This window comes from Aeromicrobium sp. P5_D10, assembly GCF_054049535.1.
Window position 1 is genome coordinate 296,103 of record NZ_JBFUME010000005.1, and the last position, 18,386, is coordinate 314,488.

Sequence of the window (18,386 nt, forward strand, 5' to 3'; positions counted from 1 at the left end):
CAGGGCATTGACCTTGACCTGGAGGATGTGGAGGACCCCGCGTTGTTCATCCAGGTTCATTGAGGGGAGCCGGTGGCCCGCCCGCTCGGATAATCCCAGCAGCGCGACCACCCGGTCCTGCTCTGACTGAGGGTCCTGCCGCTCTGATTCGAACCGGTCGCGGTAAGTCGGTCAGGGTTCGAGAGGATGGATGCGACCTCACGCCTCACGCCATACCTGCCGGTCGAGCCAGTCTGCGTCGGTGCGCGCGCAATCGCATCGTTCGGCACTGTCCGCGCTCAACTTAGACCGGTTGCACCTGTACGGCGCAAGTGACGTTCACCCCGTCGTTTCCTAGGGTGCCGTCTGCGAAGAACCAACATTCGGACCAGAGCCCGAGACACGTGCTCGGCGTTCGGCAGGGATCAAGAGTGCAAGCGGCGCCAGGCACACTGCGGAAACCACAAGCACCCACAAGAATGCGTGACCGAATCCGTCGGCAGCAGTTGCCGCAGCGGACCTTCAGCACCAGCTAGACCGACCACATCGTCATTGTGTGGGTCAAAGCGTGGGTTTCGAGCGATTTACCAGAGACGAACTCGGCATTTATGCAGGTCACAGAACCTTTGGAGCCTCCGACAGGATTCGAACCCGCGACATCCATATTACAAGTATGGCGCTCTACCAACTGAGCTACAGAGGCGTACGGACCGAGGTCCGAGACATCATCTTAGCGACCCCTAGATCACGCCTTCACGGCACCGCTTCAGATAGTTGCCGTCGACCTGTTCGTCATCGTCCAATGCGGGCATCTCGACGGCGTCCTTGCTGCCTACCGCGATGAACTTCTTCAGATCCGCATCCGACCCTTCGACGTCCGCATCGGGGATCAGTGAGTCGTCCAGGGCCAGGGAGCAGTTGCCTGCGCCGAACTCCTGCCAACCGCTACTGACTCCGAAATCATCCGTCGAATCGGCGAAGGCACTCAAGGCGTGTACTCGGAGCATGCCGATGACCCGACTGGGGCCGTTCTCGCCCAAGCGCACTTCGTACGCCGCCCGGGTCTGCAACTCCAGGACCGTATAGGGCTTCTCGGTGTCGTCATCGACGGTCTTGACCTGCCAAGCCGTCGACACCTTGGGCGAACCGATGATCTTGACCCGATCGGAGAACACATTGGCCGCCGCCAACCGCGGTGAGGCCTGATCCTTGGTCTGAGCCAGAAGCGTCGCCGCCGTCTTGTCAGGCAGACCTTCGGCGACCCGGTCGAATGGCGCCTTGCTGTGCCAGACCTCCTCGTCGACCGTGCTGGCTGTCGCCCAGGCTTTGAGATCGGTGACCATCTGGTCGTAGATGTCGGAGCTGAGGCCCTCAGGCGCCGGCGGCGGGTCGACGACGTCGAATTTTCCGTCAGCCGTGGGCCAGTCGAGTTCGAGCGATTCGAGGGTCACCGCCCGAGACGTGCCCGTGCTCGGAGTCGAGCCGGCCTGCTTCTCGGGTCCGTCCGAACCGTCGGAGCACCCACTCACGACGAGCAGCACGACGAGACCGATCCCAAGAAGCTTGCGCATCAGCCCAGTATCCGCGACCGACACCCCGCAACCCGACATGGCCGGGGTGTCGATCACGTCACTGATGCATCACGGCGCTCAGAAGTACTGGGATCCGCCATCGACACTGAGGTGCTCCGACGTGATGAAGCTCGACTCATCCGAGGCCAGGAAAGCGACCGCATGGGCGATCTCGTCGGCATCAGCCGCGAACTGCGGCAGGAAAGGGGTCCCCATCTGGTTGAGTGGCGGATTGGTCTGACCGGCGCGCTCCAATGCTCCTTGCATGTCGCCCGATCCCATCGGAGTGTTGACCGCGCCCGGATGGATGCTGTTGACCCGGATCTTGTGCCTGCCGAGTTCGGCGGCGAACGCACGCGTCATGCCGGTCACGGCATGCTTGCTGGTCGTGTAGCTGACCATGAACGGCTGGACCTTCTTGCCCGCGTACGAGCTGATCAGCACGACCGAGCCACCGCCACGCTCGATCAGGTGCGGAGCCGACACCATGACGGTGTTCCATACGCCCGTGACGTTGATGTCCATGGTGTCTTTGAAGATCTGCGGCGTCACTTCGTCCCACGTCGCCGGGATACAGATGCCGGCGTTGGCGACCACGATGTCGAGTCCACCGAGTTCGGCGACCGCCTCGTCGACGAACTCGCGCATCGCATCGAGGTCACGGACATCGCCCTGGCGTACGACGATCTTGCGTCCCTGCTCCTTGACCAACCGCACCGTCTCGTCGAGATCCGCGGGTGTCGGCGAGTCGTAGGGGACGCCCGGCAGGGGCCCGGCGAGATCCAACGCGATGATGTCGGCACCCTCGGCGGCAAGACGCACGGCGTGCGCCCGTCCTTGCCCGCGCGCCGCTCCGGTGATGAATGCCACCTTGTTCTCCAGCCGAGTCTTGGTCATATCGATCCTCCTGGGTCAGTGTGTCCTTCGTCTCAATAATAATGGCACTCAGCGCCAAAACAAGGAGACACCGAGATGCGACATACTGACGAAATGTCAACACCGTTCGACCGGCTCCTGACCGCGACCAGCAGCCTCGACACCCCATTCGCGATCGTCGACTCCCCCGCGTTGTGGGCCAATGCCGACGATCTTGTACGCCGAGCGGACGGAGTCCCTGTCAGGGTCGCGAGCAAATCCGTGCGCGTGCGATCGATCCTCGAGCAGACACTCGCACGCGATGGATTCGCCGGGATCATGTCGTACTCCCTGGCCGAATCGAACTGGCTCGTCGGCCGGGGTTTCGACGACATCCTGCTGGCCTACCCGACGACCAGCCGCGAAGCTCTCATCGATCTCGTGGCGGACGATCGCAGGCGCGCGGCCATCACGCTCATGGTCGACAGCACCGAGTCACTCGACCACATCGATTCCCTGCTCGGTCCCCAGCACCCCGATATCCGGGTCTGCATCGACGTCGACTGCTCGCTCAAACTCGGACCGATCCACCTGGGTGTCCGACGCTCCCCCGTCCACACAGCGCGTCAGGCCCGCAAGCTCGCCGCCGCGATCGAGCAACGGCCGGGCTTCGAACTGGTCGGCGTGATGTTCTACGACGCACAGATCGCGGGACTGCCCGACTCCTCTCCCGCCGTCCGACTGGTCAAGAAGCGTTCGGCCGCCGAGCTGCTCGAACGCCGCAGCAAAGTGGTCAGTGCTGTCGCCCAACATGCCGACCTCGAGATCGTCAACGCCGGCGGAACCGGAAGCCTCGAGGTGACCGGCGCCGATCCCGCCATCACCGAGCTCACGGCCGGCTCGGGGTTGTTCTCGCCGGTGCTGTTCGACGGCTATGACGCCTTCCAGTCACGACCCGCCGCATATTTCGTGCTCTCGGTCGTCCGCAAACCCCGGCGCGACATCGTCACCTTGTTCTCCGGCGGCTACATCGCATCAGGCCCGACCAACAAGAACCGTCAGCCGTTGCCGACCTGGCCCCAGGGCCTCAAGCCGATCGGCACCGAAGGTGCGGGTGAGGTGCAGTCGCCGTTGAAAGGCCAGGCCGCACGGTCCTTGTCGATCGGTGACCGGGTTGTCATGCGGTACGCCAAAGCCGGCGAGATGTGCGAACGCTTCGACCAGGTCGCGATCGTCGACAGCGGCGGAGCAGTGCAGCTCATGCCGACGTACAGAGGAGAAGGAAAGAACTTCGGATGAGTTCCGCACAGACACGACAGACCTGGCAGAACTGGGGCCGCAGCGCCGAGGCCCATCCCGTTCGCATCGCTCACCCCGCCTCGACTGCCGAGGTCACGACGATCGTCCGCGAGGCCGTTGCTTCGGGCCAGCAGGTCAAGGCAGTCGGTGCGAGCCATTCGTTCACCGCGATCGCCGCAACTGATGGAATCCTGTTACGCCTCGATCGGATGAACGCGATCGTGGGCGTCGATACCGAGACGAGTCGGGTCCGGGTCCAGGCCGGCATCTCCTTGCACGACCTCAATCCGCAGCTCAAGTCCCGCGGACTGGCACTGCCGAATCTCGGCGATGTCGATCCACAGTCCGTGGCCGGCGCCATCTCGACCGGGACCCACGGCACGGGCGGCAAGCTGTTCGGCATCTCGCGGGCCGTCGTCGGAGTCCAGCTCGTGACAGCAAGCGGTGAGGTACTGGAGATCGACGAACAGCACCCATGGTTCGGCGCCTCCCGCGTCACGCTCGGCGCGCTCGGCATCGTCACCGAGGTGACACTGCAGTGCGTCCCGGCATTTCTGCTGCACGCGCGCGAAGAGCCCATGCCGCTACCCGAAGTCATGGGCCGACTCGACTCCCTGGTAGCTGACAACGATCACTTCGAGTTCTACTGGTTCCCGCACACCGAGAAGACGTCGATCAAGCGCAACAACCGCGTTCCTGAAGGCACCGAGCGCAAGCCTGTCAGCAAGTTCCGCCACTGGCTCGACGACGAGTTCCTCAGCAACACCGCCTTCGAGGGCATCAATCGGGTGCTGACCCGCAAACCGTCGTGGATCCCACGGGTCAACTCGATCTCCGGCTCGGTCCTGAGCGCCCGGGAGTACATCGACGACTCCTACAACGTCTTCGTCTCGCCACGGACAGTTCGATTCCGCGAGTCCGAATTCGCGCTGCCCCGGGAGGCCCTGCCCGGCGTCCTGACCGAGCTGGCCTCATGGTTCGGCGCCGGTCACGAGAACATCTCCTTCCCGATCGAGGTGCGGTTCACCGCCGCCGATGACGTCTGGATGTCGACCGGGCACGAGCGCGACAACTGCTACGTCGCGGTGCACCAGTATTGGCGCACCGACTACACCGACTACTTCGCCGCCGCCCAGGACATCTTCACTGCTCACGAGGGCCGACCGCACTGGGGCAAGCTGCACACCCTCGACTCGAGCTACTTCGCGGAGAGGTACTCGCGCTTCGGCGACTTCGTAGCAATCCGCGACGACCTGGACCCGGCCAGGACGTTCAGCAACGACTACCTGAACCGGGTCCTCGGCTGACCCTCCGCGGACGCCGGGGCTCAGTGCACGTGCGGGGCGTTGACAACCGTCAGCGACGTCGGGACGTCGTCCAACGTGACCCGGGTGCGCTCCTTGCCGGTGCCGAGTTCGAACAGCGCAACGGACTTGTCGCGTGGATCGGTGACCCAGGCGAATCCCCCGCCAACGGCAACCTGCGGCTTTGGATCGCTGTACTCCTCGGTCAGCTCCCACGGCTTCACGACGTCGAACTTCTCGACGACCTTGCCTGACGCCTCATCGACGACGTGCAGGGCGCCGTCCGTGCCGAGGGCGACGGTCTGGCCGTCCGCGCGGACGAATCCGGAGTACGCCACGCCCAGATCGACCGCCGTCGCCTTGGCCGCCTCGACGTCGTAGAACACGATCTGTTGCGCCAGGTCGGCGTCCTTCTCGCTGGAGAGGTTGCCGACGAGCAGATCGGACTCGTGGTCCCCGACCAGAGTGCTGGTGCCAGCGCCCTTCACTGGCGACTCGATCTTCGACCCCTTGCCATCGTCGACGACGAGCACTCCGTCGGAGCAGCCGAACGCGTACGCGTCCTCCCCGGTGTGTGTCTCACCGTGCAGACCTTCGCAGCCGTCGATGCGGCCGGTCTCCTTACCGTCTGCGTCGAGGACGAGCACACCGGCGGCGTCTTCGCCCTCCGGGTAGGAGGCGAGGAATCCACCGTCAGAAGTAGGAGCTGCCACTCCGTGGTGTGGCGAACCGGTTTCGACCCGCTGGATCGACACGTCGTCGTCCTCCAGTCCCTTCCAGTCGAAGGCTTCGAACGAGCCGTCATCGTCGAACCACACGATGCTGCGCTCGTCATCGCTCACGGCGTGATAGCTCGTCCCGCGGTCGAAGTCGGTGTCGAGCAGCGAGGGCGCGGTGACGTATGAGTGGCTGTGGTCGCCGTGCGCCGCCGACCACGTCCCGGCGTCGACGACGCCGACCTTCTTGGCATCGGACTGCAGGACGAAGACGTGTCTGCCGTCGCCGGCGACCTGCAGCTTGGGCCGGCTCGCCAGGTCGTACTGGTCGAGCTTCTTCAGGTCGGCCCCGGCGACGATCTCGACGCCGGCGTCTGAGCCGATCACGAGTCGCGGCTGGGCGGTCGCGGTGGCGGTGCGGCCTGTCGTCTCCGCAGCAGACTCGGCGGTGCTCTCGGAGCCGGAGTCGGATTCGGCGCAGGCCGCGACGGTCGAGCCGACGGCCAGCAAGGTGATCAAGGTGCGTGTCATGTGCTTCTTCATGGCACGCAGTCTCACGTTAACTGAGAATGATTGTCAAATTCATGTGGACGCCGACGCGCCGTACTGCGGTCACCCCGCCTCGACCAGGCTGCCGAAACCGCTGCGGTGGAAGACCAGCGGCCCGCCAACCTCCGACGGTGACGGATGACCCACCGCGTGCAACTCCAGCAGCACGATCGTGTGGTCGCCGGCCTCGACCTCGCGGTAGATCGTCGTGTCGAAGAAGGCGATGCCGCCATCGATCGTGACCGCTCCATGATCCGTGACCTGGACCGGCAACCCGTCGAAGCGCTGGTCGACTGACCCGGCGAGCTGCCGGGCCACCTGGCCGTGATCGGACGACAGGATCGTGACGCCCAGATGATCAGCCCGGCGCAGATCGGGCCACGTCTTCGACGCCGCTGCGATCGAGAACGAGATCAACGGAGGCTCCAGGCTGACCGAGCTGAACGACGACGCTGCCAGGCCGGTCAGCACTCCGTCGACCTCCGCCGCCACCGCGACGACGCCGGTCGGAAAGACACCGAAGGCGTGCCGCAGCCGCACCGGATCGAGGTCCTGGTTCGTCGGGAAGGCCGCTGCCACGGCCGTCTCGGTCACAGCTGCCCCTGCGGGCGCGGGCGGGTGCCATCGACTGCCCAGCGGCCCAGATGGTGCACCTTCCACGCCGCAGGGTCGTGCAGCGTGTGCGTCCGCGCATTGCGCCAATGACGGTCGAGGGACTCTCCGGCGAGAGCCGATCGGGTGCCCGCCACCTCGAACAGTCGGCTCGAGACGTCGACCGCCGAGCGACTCGAAGCCACGCGCGCCGCCGCGACCGAGAGGCTCGCAGCGGCAGCCGACTCCTCGGTCAGGTCGGCGTTCGCCGCGTCGACCGCACGCGCCGCCTCGACCAGCAACGACTCCGCTGCGCGCACCTCGAGCTCCATCTCGCCCAGCGCCTGGACGACCAACGGGTCGTCCGCCGCCCGTTCGGCACCGTGCAGCTCGACCGCGTCGGCGAACGGCCGACTCAGCTCGCGGACGAATCGGGCCGCATCCTGCAACGCGGCCCGGGCGATCCCCGTGTCGATCGCCGCATGCAGCACCTGCGCGAAGGCGCCGTACGTCGTCGGCCCGGTGAACGTCTCGGCGTAGTCGGTGATCAGGTCGTCCGTCACCCGGACCCCCTCCAGCCGGACCGTCCCGCTGGCCGTCGTCCGCTGGCCGACGGCGTCCCAGTCGTCGACGATCTCGAGACCATCGGATCCCCGCGGGACCCACGCCACGTGCATCGGTCCGTCCACCCCGAGATGCGCCAGCACCGGGATCCAGTCGGCGAAGGCGGCGCCCGTGCAGTAGAACTTGGTGCCGTCCAGGCGCCAGGCGTCGCCGTCGCGGGTCAGGGTCGTGCGGAAGTCGCGGACGTGCTTGGTGCCTCGCTCGCTCTGCGCATTGCCGATCGTCCGTCCGCTCAACACCTCACCGAAGATCCGAGCCTGCTGGTCGGGGCTGCCCTGCAGCCGCAGCTGGTTGACGTAGGCGAAGTGGCTCAACGGGATCTGTCCCACGTTCGGGTCGCCGACCGAGATCAACCGGATGACCTCTGTGACGACCTCTACCGGCAGATCTGCACCGCCGTGGGCGGCCGGGACCGTGATGGCGAGCAGGCCGCTCGAGGCCAGCTCGGCAACCTCCTCGAACGGCAGCAGCCGGTCGCGGTCGCGCACCGCAGCGCCTTCAGCGAATCTACGGCCGAGCGCGTCGGCTCTACTGACAGCCTCGGCGGCCGTGAGGTTCAGCGTGTCGACGGCCACGTCACACCCCTGCCCGCTCTGGCACCTGCGGTGCGGCGAACGCCGGGCTCGGCAGGGTCCCGTTCACGGCGAAGTCACCCACGAGTCGCGCCTTGTAGATCGACGGATTGTGCGAGGACACCGCCCGGGCGTTGCGCCAGTGCCGGTCGAGGGCAAGGTCGAGGTCGAGGGCCGAGGCGCTGGCCGCGTCGAACAGCAGCCAGCCGACCTCGCCGGCCAGGCGGGAGTTGACGACCTGGGTCTGCGCCGACTCGACCACGACGTGCTTGAGGGCCTCAGGCCTCAGGTCACCGCCACTGACCAGGTAGTCGTCGATCGTGGCGCCGAGCGCCGACACCGTGGCACGGGCCGTGAACGCGCGGGTCGAGATCTCTCCCACGACCCCGAGCACCTGCGCGTCGTGGCGCGGCTCCGGGTCGGCCGCCAACGGATAGGAGCGACGTCGCCCTCGCACCAGACGGGCCACGTCCTGCGACGCCCGATGAGCGATTCCGGCCTGGGTCGCGGAGTGGATGAACTGGTAGAACGCGCCGAGGAGCTCAGCGACCTCGGCGTCACGGTGCGGCAGCACGAAGTCCTCGCGCACCGCGACCGCCTCGAACGTCGCCGTGCCGCTCGCGGTCATCCGCTGCCCGAAGCCGTTCCAGTCGTCGACGACGCTGACCCCTGGATCGGTGCGCGAGACGACGACCTCGACGAAGCCGCCCTCGTGCGGCACCAGCACGTTGATCCAGTCGGCGTACAGGCTTCCGGTGCTGTAGTACTTGGTCCCCGACAGACGCAGTCCTGCACCGTCGTCGTGCAGCCACACGCCGTCGGTCAAGGCCAGTGCTGCGCTGCGCGGCTCGCCATCGGCCGGCGCACTGGCACCACCCTTGGACGAGGCAGCGGGACCGAAGAACTCACCCCGGCCAGCAGCGGCGAGCAGCTCCTCGGCGGCCGGATCGTCCTCGCGTTGCAGCAAGAACTCTACGAATCCGAGATGCCCACGAATGATCTGGACGAGATTGGACTCGGCCGCAGCCAGCTCGACCAGGACGGTTCCCAGCTCGGCGACCGACGTGCCGATGCCCCCGTAGCGTCGCGGCACCCGCAGTCGGCCGATCCCGGTCGCCAGCAGGTCGGGCACGACGTCGGCGAGGCCGAGGTGGTCGCGCTCACGAACCGGAGCCTCGTCATGCACGCGCGCGGCGAGTCGACGAACCGCCAGCTGAACACCGCCGAAGTCTTCATCGCCGATCATGCGAACGACACCGCCCCACGCAGCGAGGCGTACTCGAGCCGCGGAAGCGACTCCAGCAGCCGTTGTGTGTAGGGATGCTGTGGATGGGAGAAGATGTCGTCGGCCAGGCCTTGTTCGACGGCGTGACCGCCCTGCATGACAAGCACTCGATCGCTCATGTGGTGAATGACTCCTAGGTCGTGGGAGATGAACAGATAGCTGACGCCCAGCTGCTGCTGGAGGTCGGTGAGCAGGTCGAGGATCTGCGCCTGCACGGAGACGTCGAGCGCCGAGACGGCCTCGTCGAGCACGATGACTTCTGGCCGGGTCGCGATGGCACGGGCGATGGCGACCCTCTGACGCTGCCCTCCCGACATCTGCCGGGGCCAGGCAGCCAGGTGCTCTCGCCCCAGCCCGACCGTCTCCAGCAGCTCGACGGCCCGGTCGGCAGCACGGTGCGCGTGCTCGGGATCTCCGAGCTCGATCGCGTCGGTCAGGATCCGCGAGACCCGCCACCGCGGATCGAACGAGCTCAACGGATCCTGGTAGACCACCGCGATCCGGCGCCGGATGGCCCGCTGGTCGGCCGCTGACGCCGTCGTCCACGGTCGCCCGAGGAACTCGACGTCACCGCTGTCAGGGGTCTCCAAGGCCAAGGCGACACGCGCCAAGGTGCTCTTGCCCGACCCCGACTCCCCGACGATCCCGAGCGTCTCACCCCGGGCCAGGTCGAACGACACCTGGTCGACCACGGTACGTCGCACCTTGTCGGGCCCGACGAAACTCTTGACCACACTGTTGGCGCGCAGGACGACGTCGGTGGTCTCGCCGCCCGCTGGCGCCGAGGTGAACAGCGATGCCGCACTCACGTGAGCTCCGCGGCCGAGCCGGGTGCCCTTGGTGTGCTCGCTGGGAACCGCGTCGATGAGCTGCTGGGTGTAGGGATGTTGCGGATCACGCAGCACCCGGTCGCTGTCGCCGGCTTCGACGATCCGGCCGCCCTGCATGACCAGGATGACATCGGCCAGCCGTGCCACGACCGCCAGGTCATGGCTGATGAGGATGACGCTGGTCCCCTCGGCGAGCATGCCTTGCAGGACGTCGAGAACCTGCGCCTGCACCGTGACGTCGAGCGCGGTGGTCGGCTCGTCGGCGATGACGATGTTCGGGTCGAGCGCGATGGCCGATGCGATCAGCGCCCGTTGTCGCAGGCCACCTGACAGCTCGCCGGACCGTTGCCGGGCACGTAGCTCCGGCTCCGGGACACCTACCCGGTCCAGCAGCGCGAGCACCTGCGCGGCATGGGTCGATCGCGCACCGTGACGATGCAGCCGCAGCGGCTCGGCGATCTCCTTGCCGACCGGGCGCAGCGGGTCGAGCGAGACCAGCGCGTCCTGCAGGATGTAGCCGATCCGAGATCCGCGAACTCGGCGCCACCAGCTGCCCGGACGACCGAGCAGCGTCTCACCCTCCAGCTCGAGCGTCGCGGCGTCGACGAGGGATCGGTCACCGGCGAGGCCGACGAGCGAACGCGCGGTGACGCTCTTGCCCGAGCCCGACTCGCCGACGATCGCCACGCACTGGCCCGCGTGCAGCTCGAAGCTCACATCCTTGACGACGTGCTTGAGCTGTCCGTCCTCGCCGGCGAACGAGACGTTGAGATCGCGCACCTCCAGCACCCTGTCGCCGATCGCGTAGTCCTCACGGTGGTTCGTCATGAGACCTGGTCTCCTTCTACGAGTGCTTGGATATAGCGGCCGATCAGCGTGAACGAGAGCGTCACGAGCACGATCGCGATGCCGGGGAAGATCTCCAGCCACCACGCGACGGTGATCTGGGTCTTGCCGGAGTTGAGGAGCAGCCCCCACTCCGACGACGGCGGCGCCACCCCGAGCCCGAGGAACGACAGCCCCGAGGCCCAGACGACCGAGGTGCCGATTCCCAGGGCGATCAGCGCCACGAGCGGACGGAAGGCATTCGGCACGATGTGCTGCGCGACGATCGTGCGGCGGGTGTGTCCGAGCGCGCGGGCGGCCTCGACGTACCCGGATCGCTTGACGCTGATGGTCTGCGCTCGGATGAGTCGGGCGTAGCCGGGCGCCTTGCTGATGCCGACCGCGATGATCAGGCTCTGCGCCGAGGGGCCAAGGAGCGCCACGAGCAGCAGCGCCAACAGCAGGGTCGGGAAGGCGAGCAGCACCTCGAGCAGACGGTTGACCGGCCCGGCGACCCATCGCGGTCCCAGACCTGACGCGAGCCCGAGGACGACCGCGAGCACCATGCCCAGTGCCATGACGCCGATGCCGATGAGCAGCGACGGCCGAGTGCCCCAGACGATACGGCTGTACAAGTCACGGCCCACGTCGTCCGTCCCGAGCCAGTGCTGCGGCGACGGGCCCCGCAGGGCGTTGGGGAGGTCGGTGCTCAGCGGGCTGTGCGTCGACAGGAGCCCGGGAAGCACGGCAGCCACCAGGAAGAGCAGGACGATGAGTCCTGAGACGACGACCGAGACCGGCACGCCGGGTCGACCGCGACGTGTAGACCGGCGTTCCGGTGCTGTCGGGAGGGGCAGGACGGTCATAGCGAACCTCGCAGTCGGGGGTCGACGAGCACGTAGATGATGTCGACCAGCAGGTTGATGACGACGTACAGCGCGCTGATCAGGACGACGATGCCCGCGACGACAGCCAGGTCCTTCTGGCTGACGGCGGTGACGAGCACCGCACCGAGGCCGGGTCGGGCGAAGACGGTCTCCACGAGCACCGCACCCGACAACAAGGAGCCGATGGCCCAGCCGGAGAGGGTGATGCCGGGGATCAAGGCATGTCGCAGGACGTGCCGCCAGCGAACCTCGAGATCTCCCATGCCCCGTGTGCGCGCTGACAGGACGAAGGGCTCGCGGATCGCCCGGTCGAACTCGGTCCTGGTCGCCTGACCGAGGAAGCCGGCCAACGGGACGGCGAGCGTGACCACTGGCAGAACGGTGCCGGCCAACGAGGTGCCGCCGATGACCGGGAACCAGCCGAGGTTCGCGGCGAACACGATCAGCAGCAGGATGCCGACCCAGTACTGCGGGAGGCCAGCCGTGATGGTCTCGCCGGCCGAGCCGAGCGAACGCAGTCGCGGTCCGCGGCCCGCCGTCACCAGGGTCCACGCCACGGTCAGGAGCCAGGCGAGGACCAAGGAGGCGATGGCCAGGACGAACGTCGGACCGATCTGCTCGCCGATGATCGTCGAGACGGGACGACCCGACTGGTAGGAGAGTCCGAAGTCGCCGCGAACCAGGTTGCCGAGGTAGTCGACGTACTGGACCAGCAGCGACCGGTCGAAGCCGTACTCGCGGTTGACGGGCGCGAGCTCGGCGGCGCTGCGCGGGATGCTCAGGCCGGACTGGACGTTCAGCAAGATCGTGGCCCGGTCACCCGGAAGCACCGACAGGACCACGAACGTGACGGTGACAGTTCCCCACAGGACGAAGATCGCCGCGAGGATCTTTGTCCCGACGAGCCGGGCGATGCGGCGCGCCCGGCCCCCGATCGTGCCGTCGACATCAGCCGGCGACACGATCGAGGCGGGTGACGAGACCACGGTCATCAGGACCCCGACACGAAGTAGGCGTCGTTGAAGTTCAGCAGGCCGTTGCTGTTCTGGTCCTGCCACACTCCCTTCAGCTTCGGCGACACGGCCGCGTTGTACGTCATGTCGTAGAAGCCGCCGACGATCGCCTCGTCGGTGAACCACGTCTGCAGCGCGTCGTACTGCTGGGTGCGCTTCGCCGGATCGGTCTCGACCTGCGCCGCCTGGATCTTGGCCTCGATCTCCGGGTTGTCGAAGAACGAGGTGTTGTTCCCGTTGGGCGCGTCACCCTGCTTGGCCGCAAAGGTGATGTCGAGGATGTTCGGGGCGCCCCACACCCAGTAGCCGAAGCTGAGCTCCTTGTCGGTCGGAGCCGACTGCTCGCCCGAGAACAGCTGGGTCTGCGTCAGCGGGATGAGCTTGAGGTCGATGCCGGCCGCCTTGACCTGGTCCTGGACCGCCTGGAGGGCAGCCGAGCCCTCGGCCGTCACGATGGAACCGTTGCCGAACGGCAGACGCACGGTCAGCGTCTCGCCGTCCTTGACCCGGATCCCGTCCTTGTTCTTGGCGCTCCACCCTGCCTCGTCGAGCAGCTTCTCGGCCTTCGCGAGGTCGAACGGGTACGCGCTGTTCACGTCGAGGTAGTCGGCCTGCGAGCTGGCCAGGGCGCCGTTGCCCTCGAAGGGCACCGATCCCTTGAAGACCGCTTCGACGATCGACTTGCGGTCCGAGGCATACAGGAAGGCCTGACGAACACGCTTGTCGGTGAAGGGGCCACGCTGGACGTTGAACGAGAACACCTGCGGCCGACCGCCGGCGACGAAGTTCAGCACCTGGAAGTTCTTGTTCGCGGTCTCCCACTGGACGGCGGGCACGTCGTAGACCACGTCGGCCTCACCGGTGTTGAGCGCCGACCACCGGGTCGTGGCGTCCGGCACGAACTTCCAGTTCAGCTGCTTCTGGTAGGCCGGACCGTCGTGGTGCGCGTTCTCCGGGGCCGAGTTGTAGTCGTCGTTGCGAACGAACGTGATGCCGTCCCCGACCTTCCACTCCTTGACGATCCAGGGGCCCGAGCCCACCGGCTGGTGGCAGTTCTTCTCGGTCGACTGCGTCTTCAGCGCGGTCGGCGACTGGATCCCGTAGTGGCCGTTCGACAGCTCCTGGAAGATCTCGGGATTGCGCTGCGAGAGGTGCAGCTCGACGGTGTGCTTGCCCGTGGCCTTCGCGTCGGTCAGGTACGTGAAGCTGTTCCAGCCGATTCCCTTGGCCCAGTTCTCGTTGTTGGCCACGACAGCTTCGGCGTCGAACGGTGTGCCGTCGGTGAACGTGACGTCGTCACGCAGCTCGAAGGTGACGGTCTTGCCGTCCTTCGAGGTCTTCCACGACCTCGCCAGCCAGGGGACGATCTTGCCGTCGTCGTAACTGACGAGCGAGTCGAACACCTGGCGCGAGAGGTAGGCCTGCTGCACCCAGCCGCCCCACAAGCACGGTGGCTCCTGGGCGTGGGCGTAGGTGATGGTCTGGTCGAGGATGCGCTTGCCGCTGGCGCCCGCGGCGCCGTTGGTGGTGCTGCCGCCGCACGCTGCCGCGGTCAGACCACCGACCACGACGAGCGCCACGGCTCCGAACAGCTTCTTGAACTTCATGTCACTTCTTCTCTCTGAAAAGTCGGATGCTTCTGGAAGGTCGGGCTCAGCCGGAGAAGGCGGGAGCGGACAGGCCGAGGGTCCGGCCGTGATGGGCCTCAGGAAGACGGTCGCCGCGGCCGAACAGCTTTTCGCGCAGCGTCCCTTCGGCGTACTCGGTTTGGGCGAGACCGCGGGACTGCAGGACCGGGACGACGTGGTCGACCCATTCGTCCCACCAGCCGAGCGTCGTGATCGGGACGACGTTGAACCCATCGACTCCGGCGTCGACCCAGGTCTGCACGTGATCGGCGATCTGCTCCGGGGTTCCGGCGAACTTGCCGGGCAGCAGGGCGTGGTCGATGAGGTACTCGCGCCAGGTCAGATCGCGGCCGGCACCGAGATCGGCGTCGACGATCGACCGGAAGATCGAGCGCACGTGCTCGCCGAGCTGGACCTGGTCGCGCAGGGCCTTCAACGGTGTCTCGGGATCGATCGACGTGAAGTCGATGCCCGAGCCGCCGCTGTAGAAACCGACCAGTCCACCGAAGTCGATGTTGTCGCGCAGGTGCTGCTGCTTGCGTCGAGCCTCTTCCTCGGTCGAGCCGATGACCGTCGACAACTGCACGAGCGTCTTCAACGAGCCCCGCTCGCGACCGTGCCTCTCGACCGCATCCTGCAGGATCGCGATGTCCTTGCGTGCCGATTCCGGGGTGAAGGACGGCAAGAAGGTGACTTCGGCGTTGCGTGCCGCGAACTCACGGCCGGCCGCAGAGTTGCCGGCCTGGAACAGCACGGGCGTGCGCTGCGGTGACGGCTCGACAAGGTGCGGACCTTCGACCTTGTAGCGCGCGCCGACGTGGTCGATCGTGTGGATCTTGTCGGGATCGAAGAACACCCCGGTCGCGGGGTTCTTGACGACAGCGCCGTCCTCCCACGAGTGCTCCCACAGCTTGTACGTCACATCGAGGTACTCCTGCGCCCACACGTAGCGCTCGTCGTGCGACACGATCTCGTCGTAGCCGAAGTTGCGGAAGCCGTTGCTGAGGTACGACGTGACGATGTTCCACGCGACCCGGCCCTCCGTGAAGTGGTCGAGCGACGAGAGCTTGCGGGCGAACGAGAACGGGTGGTCCTGGATCACATTGCTGGTGATCGCCAGGCCGAGGTGCTCGGTGACGTAGCCGAGCGCCGACACGATCGCGGCGGGATCGTTGCCCGGGAACTGCGACCCGGCACGGATCGTCCCGCCGCCGTCGCCGTATTCGCGATCGTAGACGCCGACGACGTCGGCGATGAACAACGCGTCGAACCGTCCGCGCTCCAAGGTCTTGACGACGTCGACGTACGGGTCGAGGTCCTTGTAGCCGTACTGGACCTGCCCTTCCTCGGTACGCCAGTAGCCGTGGCTGTGGTGGTTGGGGGTCAGGTGCAAGAACCCGTTGTAGATCGGTGGGCGTGACATGGGATGGGGCCTCCTAGACGTCGAGCGGCCCGAAGCACACCCGAGAAACTTGTGTTGCCCACGACGTTAGGAAGCAGCAGCGGGGTCACAGCGCCCGTCTCACTCTGCGTTCACCGCGCATTTCCGATGGGGTGATCGGCCACCCCATGCACCTCTGAGACCTGCGTCACGAACGGTGTGCCAGGCCGACCGGATCGTGAGATCTGTCATGTGCCGGCGCCGGTCGGACGTCTAATGGCGACTGTCACCGCTGCTCCTCAGAGCCGCTCCCGACGGAAGGCAGGTCCGATGCGCATCGAGCAGCTCGAGTACCTCGCCGCGGTCACCCAGCACGGCTCGCTGCGCAGAGCCAGCGAGCAGCTGCACCTGTCGCAGTCGGCGCTCAGCGAGGCGATCCGCGGCCTGGAGCGCGAGCTCGGTGTCCCGCTGCTCGAACGGCATCGATCCGGCGCCCGCATCAGCCGTGATGGCAGTGACCTGTTGCCGATCATGGCCGAGGTGCTCAACGGGATCGCTCGGCTCAAAGAGGCGGCGGGCGACCAGAACCGGGCGAGTCGGACGATCCGGGTGGGCACGGTGAACGCCGGAACCTCGGCGATCCTTATCCCGGCCGTGCAGGACTTCGGGACCCGGCACGCGACCACCACGGTCGACGTCGCGACGATGTTCCAGGCCGACATCCAGCAGAGCCTTCTCGAAGGCAGGCTGGAGATCGGGTTGGTCAACATCTTTCCGGGCGACGACATCCCCACCGCGCTGACCGCGGTCCCCCTACTGGAAGGCACCCCGGTCGTGTGCGTCCACACCGGCGATCCACTGGCCACCCAGGACGAGATCAGCGTCGACGACCTTCGCCATCGTCCCTTCGTCTCGTCGCGCCCGGGCTACGTCATGAACCGGCTCACGCAACGACTGTTCGGCTCACGCCCGCCGGCCACGACCTACTACGCCGACGGCGCCGAGATGGCCAAGTCGCTTGTCGCCAAGGGCGTCGGCCCCTCGGTCCTGCCCGACTACAGCATCACGGGTGATCCACTCGAAGAGGCAGGGATCATCACGGCTCGCCCTCTTTCGGCCCCGACGCCGTCGGTCACGATGCTGCTCCTGCGGCGCGACTTCGAGCGGATGCCGGCCGACATCGCCGACTTCGAGGACACCGTCGCGGGCATCGCGCGGGACCACCCGCAAGGACGGGTCAGCGCCCAGGCGTCCTGACCCGCACCTGCCGTTCACCGGTTCCACGATGCAAGACGCGTCGCTCGGGACGGCACTTTGAGATGAGACTCGATCCATGGCTCTCACGTTCGACTGGTTCCTGCCCACGACCGGCGACAGCCGAGCTCTCGTCGGCGGCGGTCACAGCGTCCCGTCAGATCTCGGCCGCGCAGGCGGTTCGATCGACACTGCCGGACGGTTCCGCGAGCCCGACCTTCGCTATCTCGCCCAGGTCGCGCGCACTGCGGAAGACCTTGGCTTCGACGCCGTCCTGACCCCCACCGGCACCCCCTGTGAGGACGCCTGGGTCGTGGCGTCGGCGCTGATCCCGCAGACCGAGCGGCTCAAGTTCTTGGTGGCGCTGCGGCCCGGGCTCATCTCGCCGACACTGCTCGCGCAGATGTCGTCGACTTTCCAGCGACTGTCAGGCAACCGGCTGCTGCTCAACGTCGTGGTCGGCGGAGATCCGTCCGAGCAGCTGCGGTTCGGCGACCGGGTGGCCAAGGACGACCGGTACGCACGGGCCGCCGAGTTCCTCCAGGTCTTCCGCGAGGCGTTCACCGCGGCGGGCAGCAACTTCACCGGTGACTACTACGACGTCGACGACGCCCGCACGCGACGTCCGGCACCCGTGCCAGAGATCTACCTCGGCGGTTCGTCGGCGGCCGCCGGTCCGGTCACCGCGGCGCACACCGACGTCTACCTGACGTGGGGGGAACCGCCAGCCGCCGTCGCGGAGAAGATCGCCTGGATCCGCAAGCTCGCCGACGAGGAAGGCCGCACCGTCCGCTTCGGGGTGCGGCTGCACACCATCAGCCGCGACCACTCCGATCAGGCCTGGCAGATCGCCGACGCGATGCTGGCCGAGCTCGATCCAACCGACGTCGCCAAGGCGCAGGAGGCCCTGGCGAGCAGCGAGTCCGAAGGGCAGAAGCGCATGCGCGAGCTGCACGGCGGGCTGACAACGTACACCGACGCCCGCCAGCTCGAGGTGCATCCGGCCCTCTGGTCGGGCATCGGCCTGATGCGCAGCGGGGCGGGCACAGCACTGGTCGGCAGCCACACTGAGGTCGCCGATCTCATCGAGGAGTACGCCGCCGTGGGCATCGAGGAGTTCGTGATGTCGGGCTACCCGCACATCGAGGAGGCCTACTGGTTCGCCGAGGGCGTCCTGCCGATCCTGCGCCGCCGCGGTCTCCTCCCCACCGTGCCCTGACCCA

At 66.9% G+C, this 18,386-nt stretch carries 15 protein-coding genes and 1 tRNA gene; 4 read left to right on the forward strand and 12 right to left on the reverse strand.

Annotated features, from left to right (window positions below; translation table 11 throughout):
• Window positions 1-606 precede the first annotated feature (606 nt).
• The 3 genes from ACXJKC_RS11785 to ACXJKC_RS11795 form a co-directional block, all read right to left on the reverse strand.
• Window positions 607-682 (reverse strand) — tRNA-Thr (locus tag ACXJKC_RS11785).
• Window positions 683-719: 37 nt separating this feature from the next.
• Entirely contained in the window at window positions 720-1,550 is an 831-nt protein-coding gene (locus ACXJKC_RS11790; protein ID WP_456696908.1) for a hypothetical protein, read from the reverse strand.
• A 78-nt stretch (window positions 1,551-1,628) separates the two neighbouring features.
• Window positions 1,629-2,447: a mycofactocin-coupled SDR family oxidoreductase gene (locus tag ACXJKC_RS11795; RefSeq protein WP_456696909.1), complete on the reverse strand. Its 819-nt coding sequence runs from the start codon at window positions 2,445-2,447 to the stop codon at window positions 1,629-1,631.
• Between the two features lie 93 nt (window positions 2,448-2,540).
• Between ACXJKC_RS11795 and ACXJKC_RS11800 the strand changes: the two genes are divergently transcribed.
• Entirely contained in the window at window positions 2,541-3,704 is a 1,164-nt protein-coding gene (locus ACXJKC_RS11800; protein WP_456696910.1) for an amino acid deaminase/aldolase, read from the forward strand.
• Window positions 3,701-5,011: a D-arabinono-1,4-lactone oxidase gene (locus tag ACXJKC_RS11805; RefSeq protein WP_456696911.1), complete on the forward strand. Its 1,311-nt coding sequence runs from the start codon at window positions 3,701-3,703 to the stop codon at window positions 5,009-5,011. Before ACXJKC_RS11800 ends, ACXJKC_RS11805 begins: the two co-directional genes overlap by 4 nt.
• A gap of 20 nt (window positions 5,012-5,031) precedes the next feature.
• Here the strand turns inward: ACXJKC_RS11805 and ACXJKC_RS11810 are convergent, their stop codons facing one another.
• The 9 genes from ACXJKC_RS11810 to ACXJKC_RS11850 form a co-directional block, all read right to left on the reverse strand.
• Window positions 5,032-6,267 (reverse strand): hypothetical protein, encoded by a 1,236-nt coding sequence (locus ACXJKC_RS11810; protein WP_456696912.1) that lies wholly within the window; start codon window positions 6,265-6,267, stop codon window positions 5,032-5,034.
• Between the two features lie 69 nt (window positions 6,268-6,336).
• Window positions 6,337-6,867: a flavin reductase family protein gene (locus ACXJKC_RS11815; RefSeq protein WP_456696913.1), complete on the reverse strand. Its 531-nt coding sequence runs from the start codon at window positions 6,865-6,867 to the stop codon at window positions 6,337-6,339.
• Complete coding sequence (locus tag ACXJKC_RS11820) at window positions 6,864-8,063, reverse strand: SfnB family sulfur acquisition oxidoreductase (RefSeq protein WP_456696914.1); 1,200 nt, start codon at window positions 8,061-8,063, stop codon at window positions 6,864-6,866. Before ACXJKC_RS11820 ends, ACXJKC_RS11815 begins: the two co-directional genes overlap by 4 nt.
• 1 nt (window position 8,064) lies before the next feature.
• Window positions 8,065-9,306 (reverse strand): hypothetical protein, encoded by a 1,242-nt coding sequence (locus tag ACXJKC_RS11825; RefSeq protein ID WP_456696915.1) that lies wholly within the window; start codon window positions 9,304-9,306, stop codon window positions 8,065-8,067.
• On the reverse strand, window positions 9,303-11,003 hold the full coding sequence (locus ACXJKC_RS11830; RefSeq protein WP_456696916.1) for a dipeptide ABC transporter ATP-binding protein: 1,701 nt from the start codon (window positions 11,001-11,003) through the stop codon (window positions 9,303-9,305). Before ACXJKC_RS11830 ends, ACXJKC_RS11825 begins: the two co-directional genes overlap by 4 nt.
• Window positions 11,000-11,866 carry an ABC transporter permease gene (locus tag ACXJKC_RS11835; RefSeq protein ID WP_456696917.1) on the reverse strand — a complete coding sequence of 289 codons (867 nt, stop codon included), beginning with the start codon at window positions 11,864-11,866 and terminating at the stop codon, window positions 11,000-11,002. The genes ACXJKC_RS11830 and ACXJKC_RS11835 overlap by 4 nt, the downstream gene beginning before the upstream one ends.
• The gene (locus tag ACXJKC_RS11840) at window positions 11,863-12,879 is read right to left on the reverse strand and encodes an ABC transporter permease (protein WP_456696918.1); all 1,017 of its coding nucleotides are present in this window, start codon (window positions 12,877-12,879) and stop codon (window positions 11,863-11,865) included. The genes ACXJKC_RS11835 and ACXJKC_RS11840 overlap by 4 nt, the downstream gene beginning before the upstream one ends.
• Complete coding sequence (locus ACXJKC_RS11845; protein WP_456696919.1) at window positions 12,879-14,507, reverse strand: ABC transporter substrate-binding protein; 1,629 nt, start codon at window positions 14,505-14,507, stop codon at window positions 12,879-12,881. Before ACXJKC_RS11845 ends, ACXJKC_RS11840 begins: the two co-directional genes overlap by 1 nt.
• Before the next feature lie 46 nt (window positions 14,508-14,553).
• A complete protein-coding gene (locus ACXJKC_RS11850; RefSeq protein WP_456696920.1) occupies window positions 14,554-15,951 on the reverse strand; it encodes an NtaA/DmoA family FMN-dependent monooxygenase in 1,398 nt (465 codons plus the stop codon).
• Window positions 15,952-16,239: 288 nt separating this feature from the next.
• Between ACXJKC_RS11850 and ACXJKC_RS11855 the strand changes: the two genes are divergently transcribed.
• The gene (locus ACXJKC_RS11855; protein WP_456696921.1) at window positions 16,240-17,166 is read left to right on the forward strand and encodes a LysR family transcriptional regulator; all 927 of its coding nucleotides are present in this window, start codon (window positions 16,240-16,242) and stop codon (window positions 17,164-17,166) included.
• Window positions 17,167-17,242: 76 nt separating this feature from the next.
• Entirely contained in the window at window positions 17,243-18,382 is a 1,140-nt protein-coding gene (locus ACXJKC_RS11860) for an LLM class flavin-dependent oxidoreductase (protein ID WP_456696922.1), read from the forward strand.
• The last annotated feature ends 4 nt before the right edge of the window (window positions 18,383-18,386 follow it).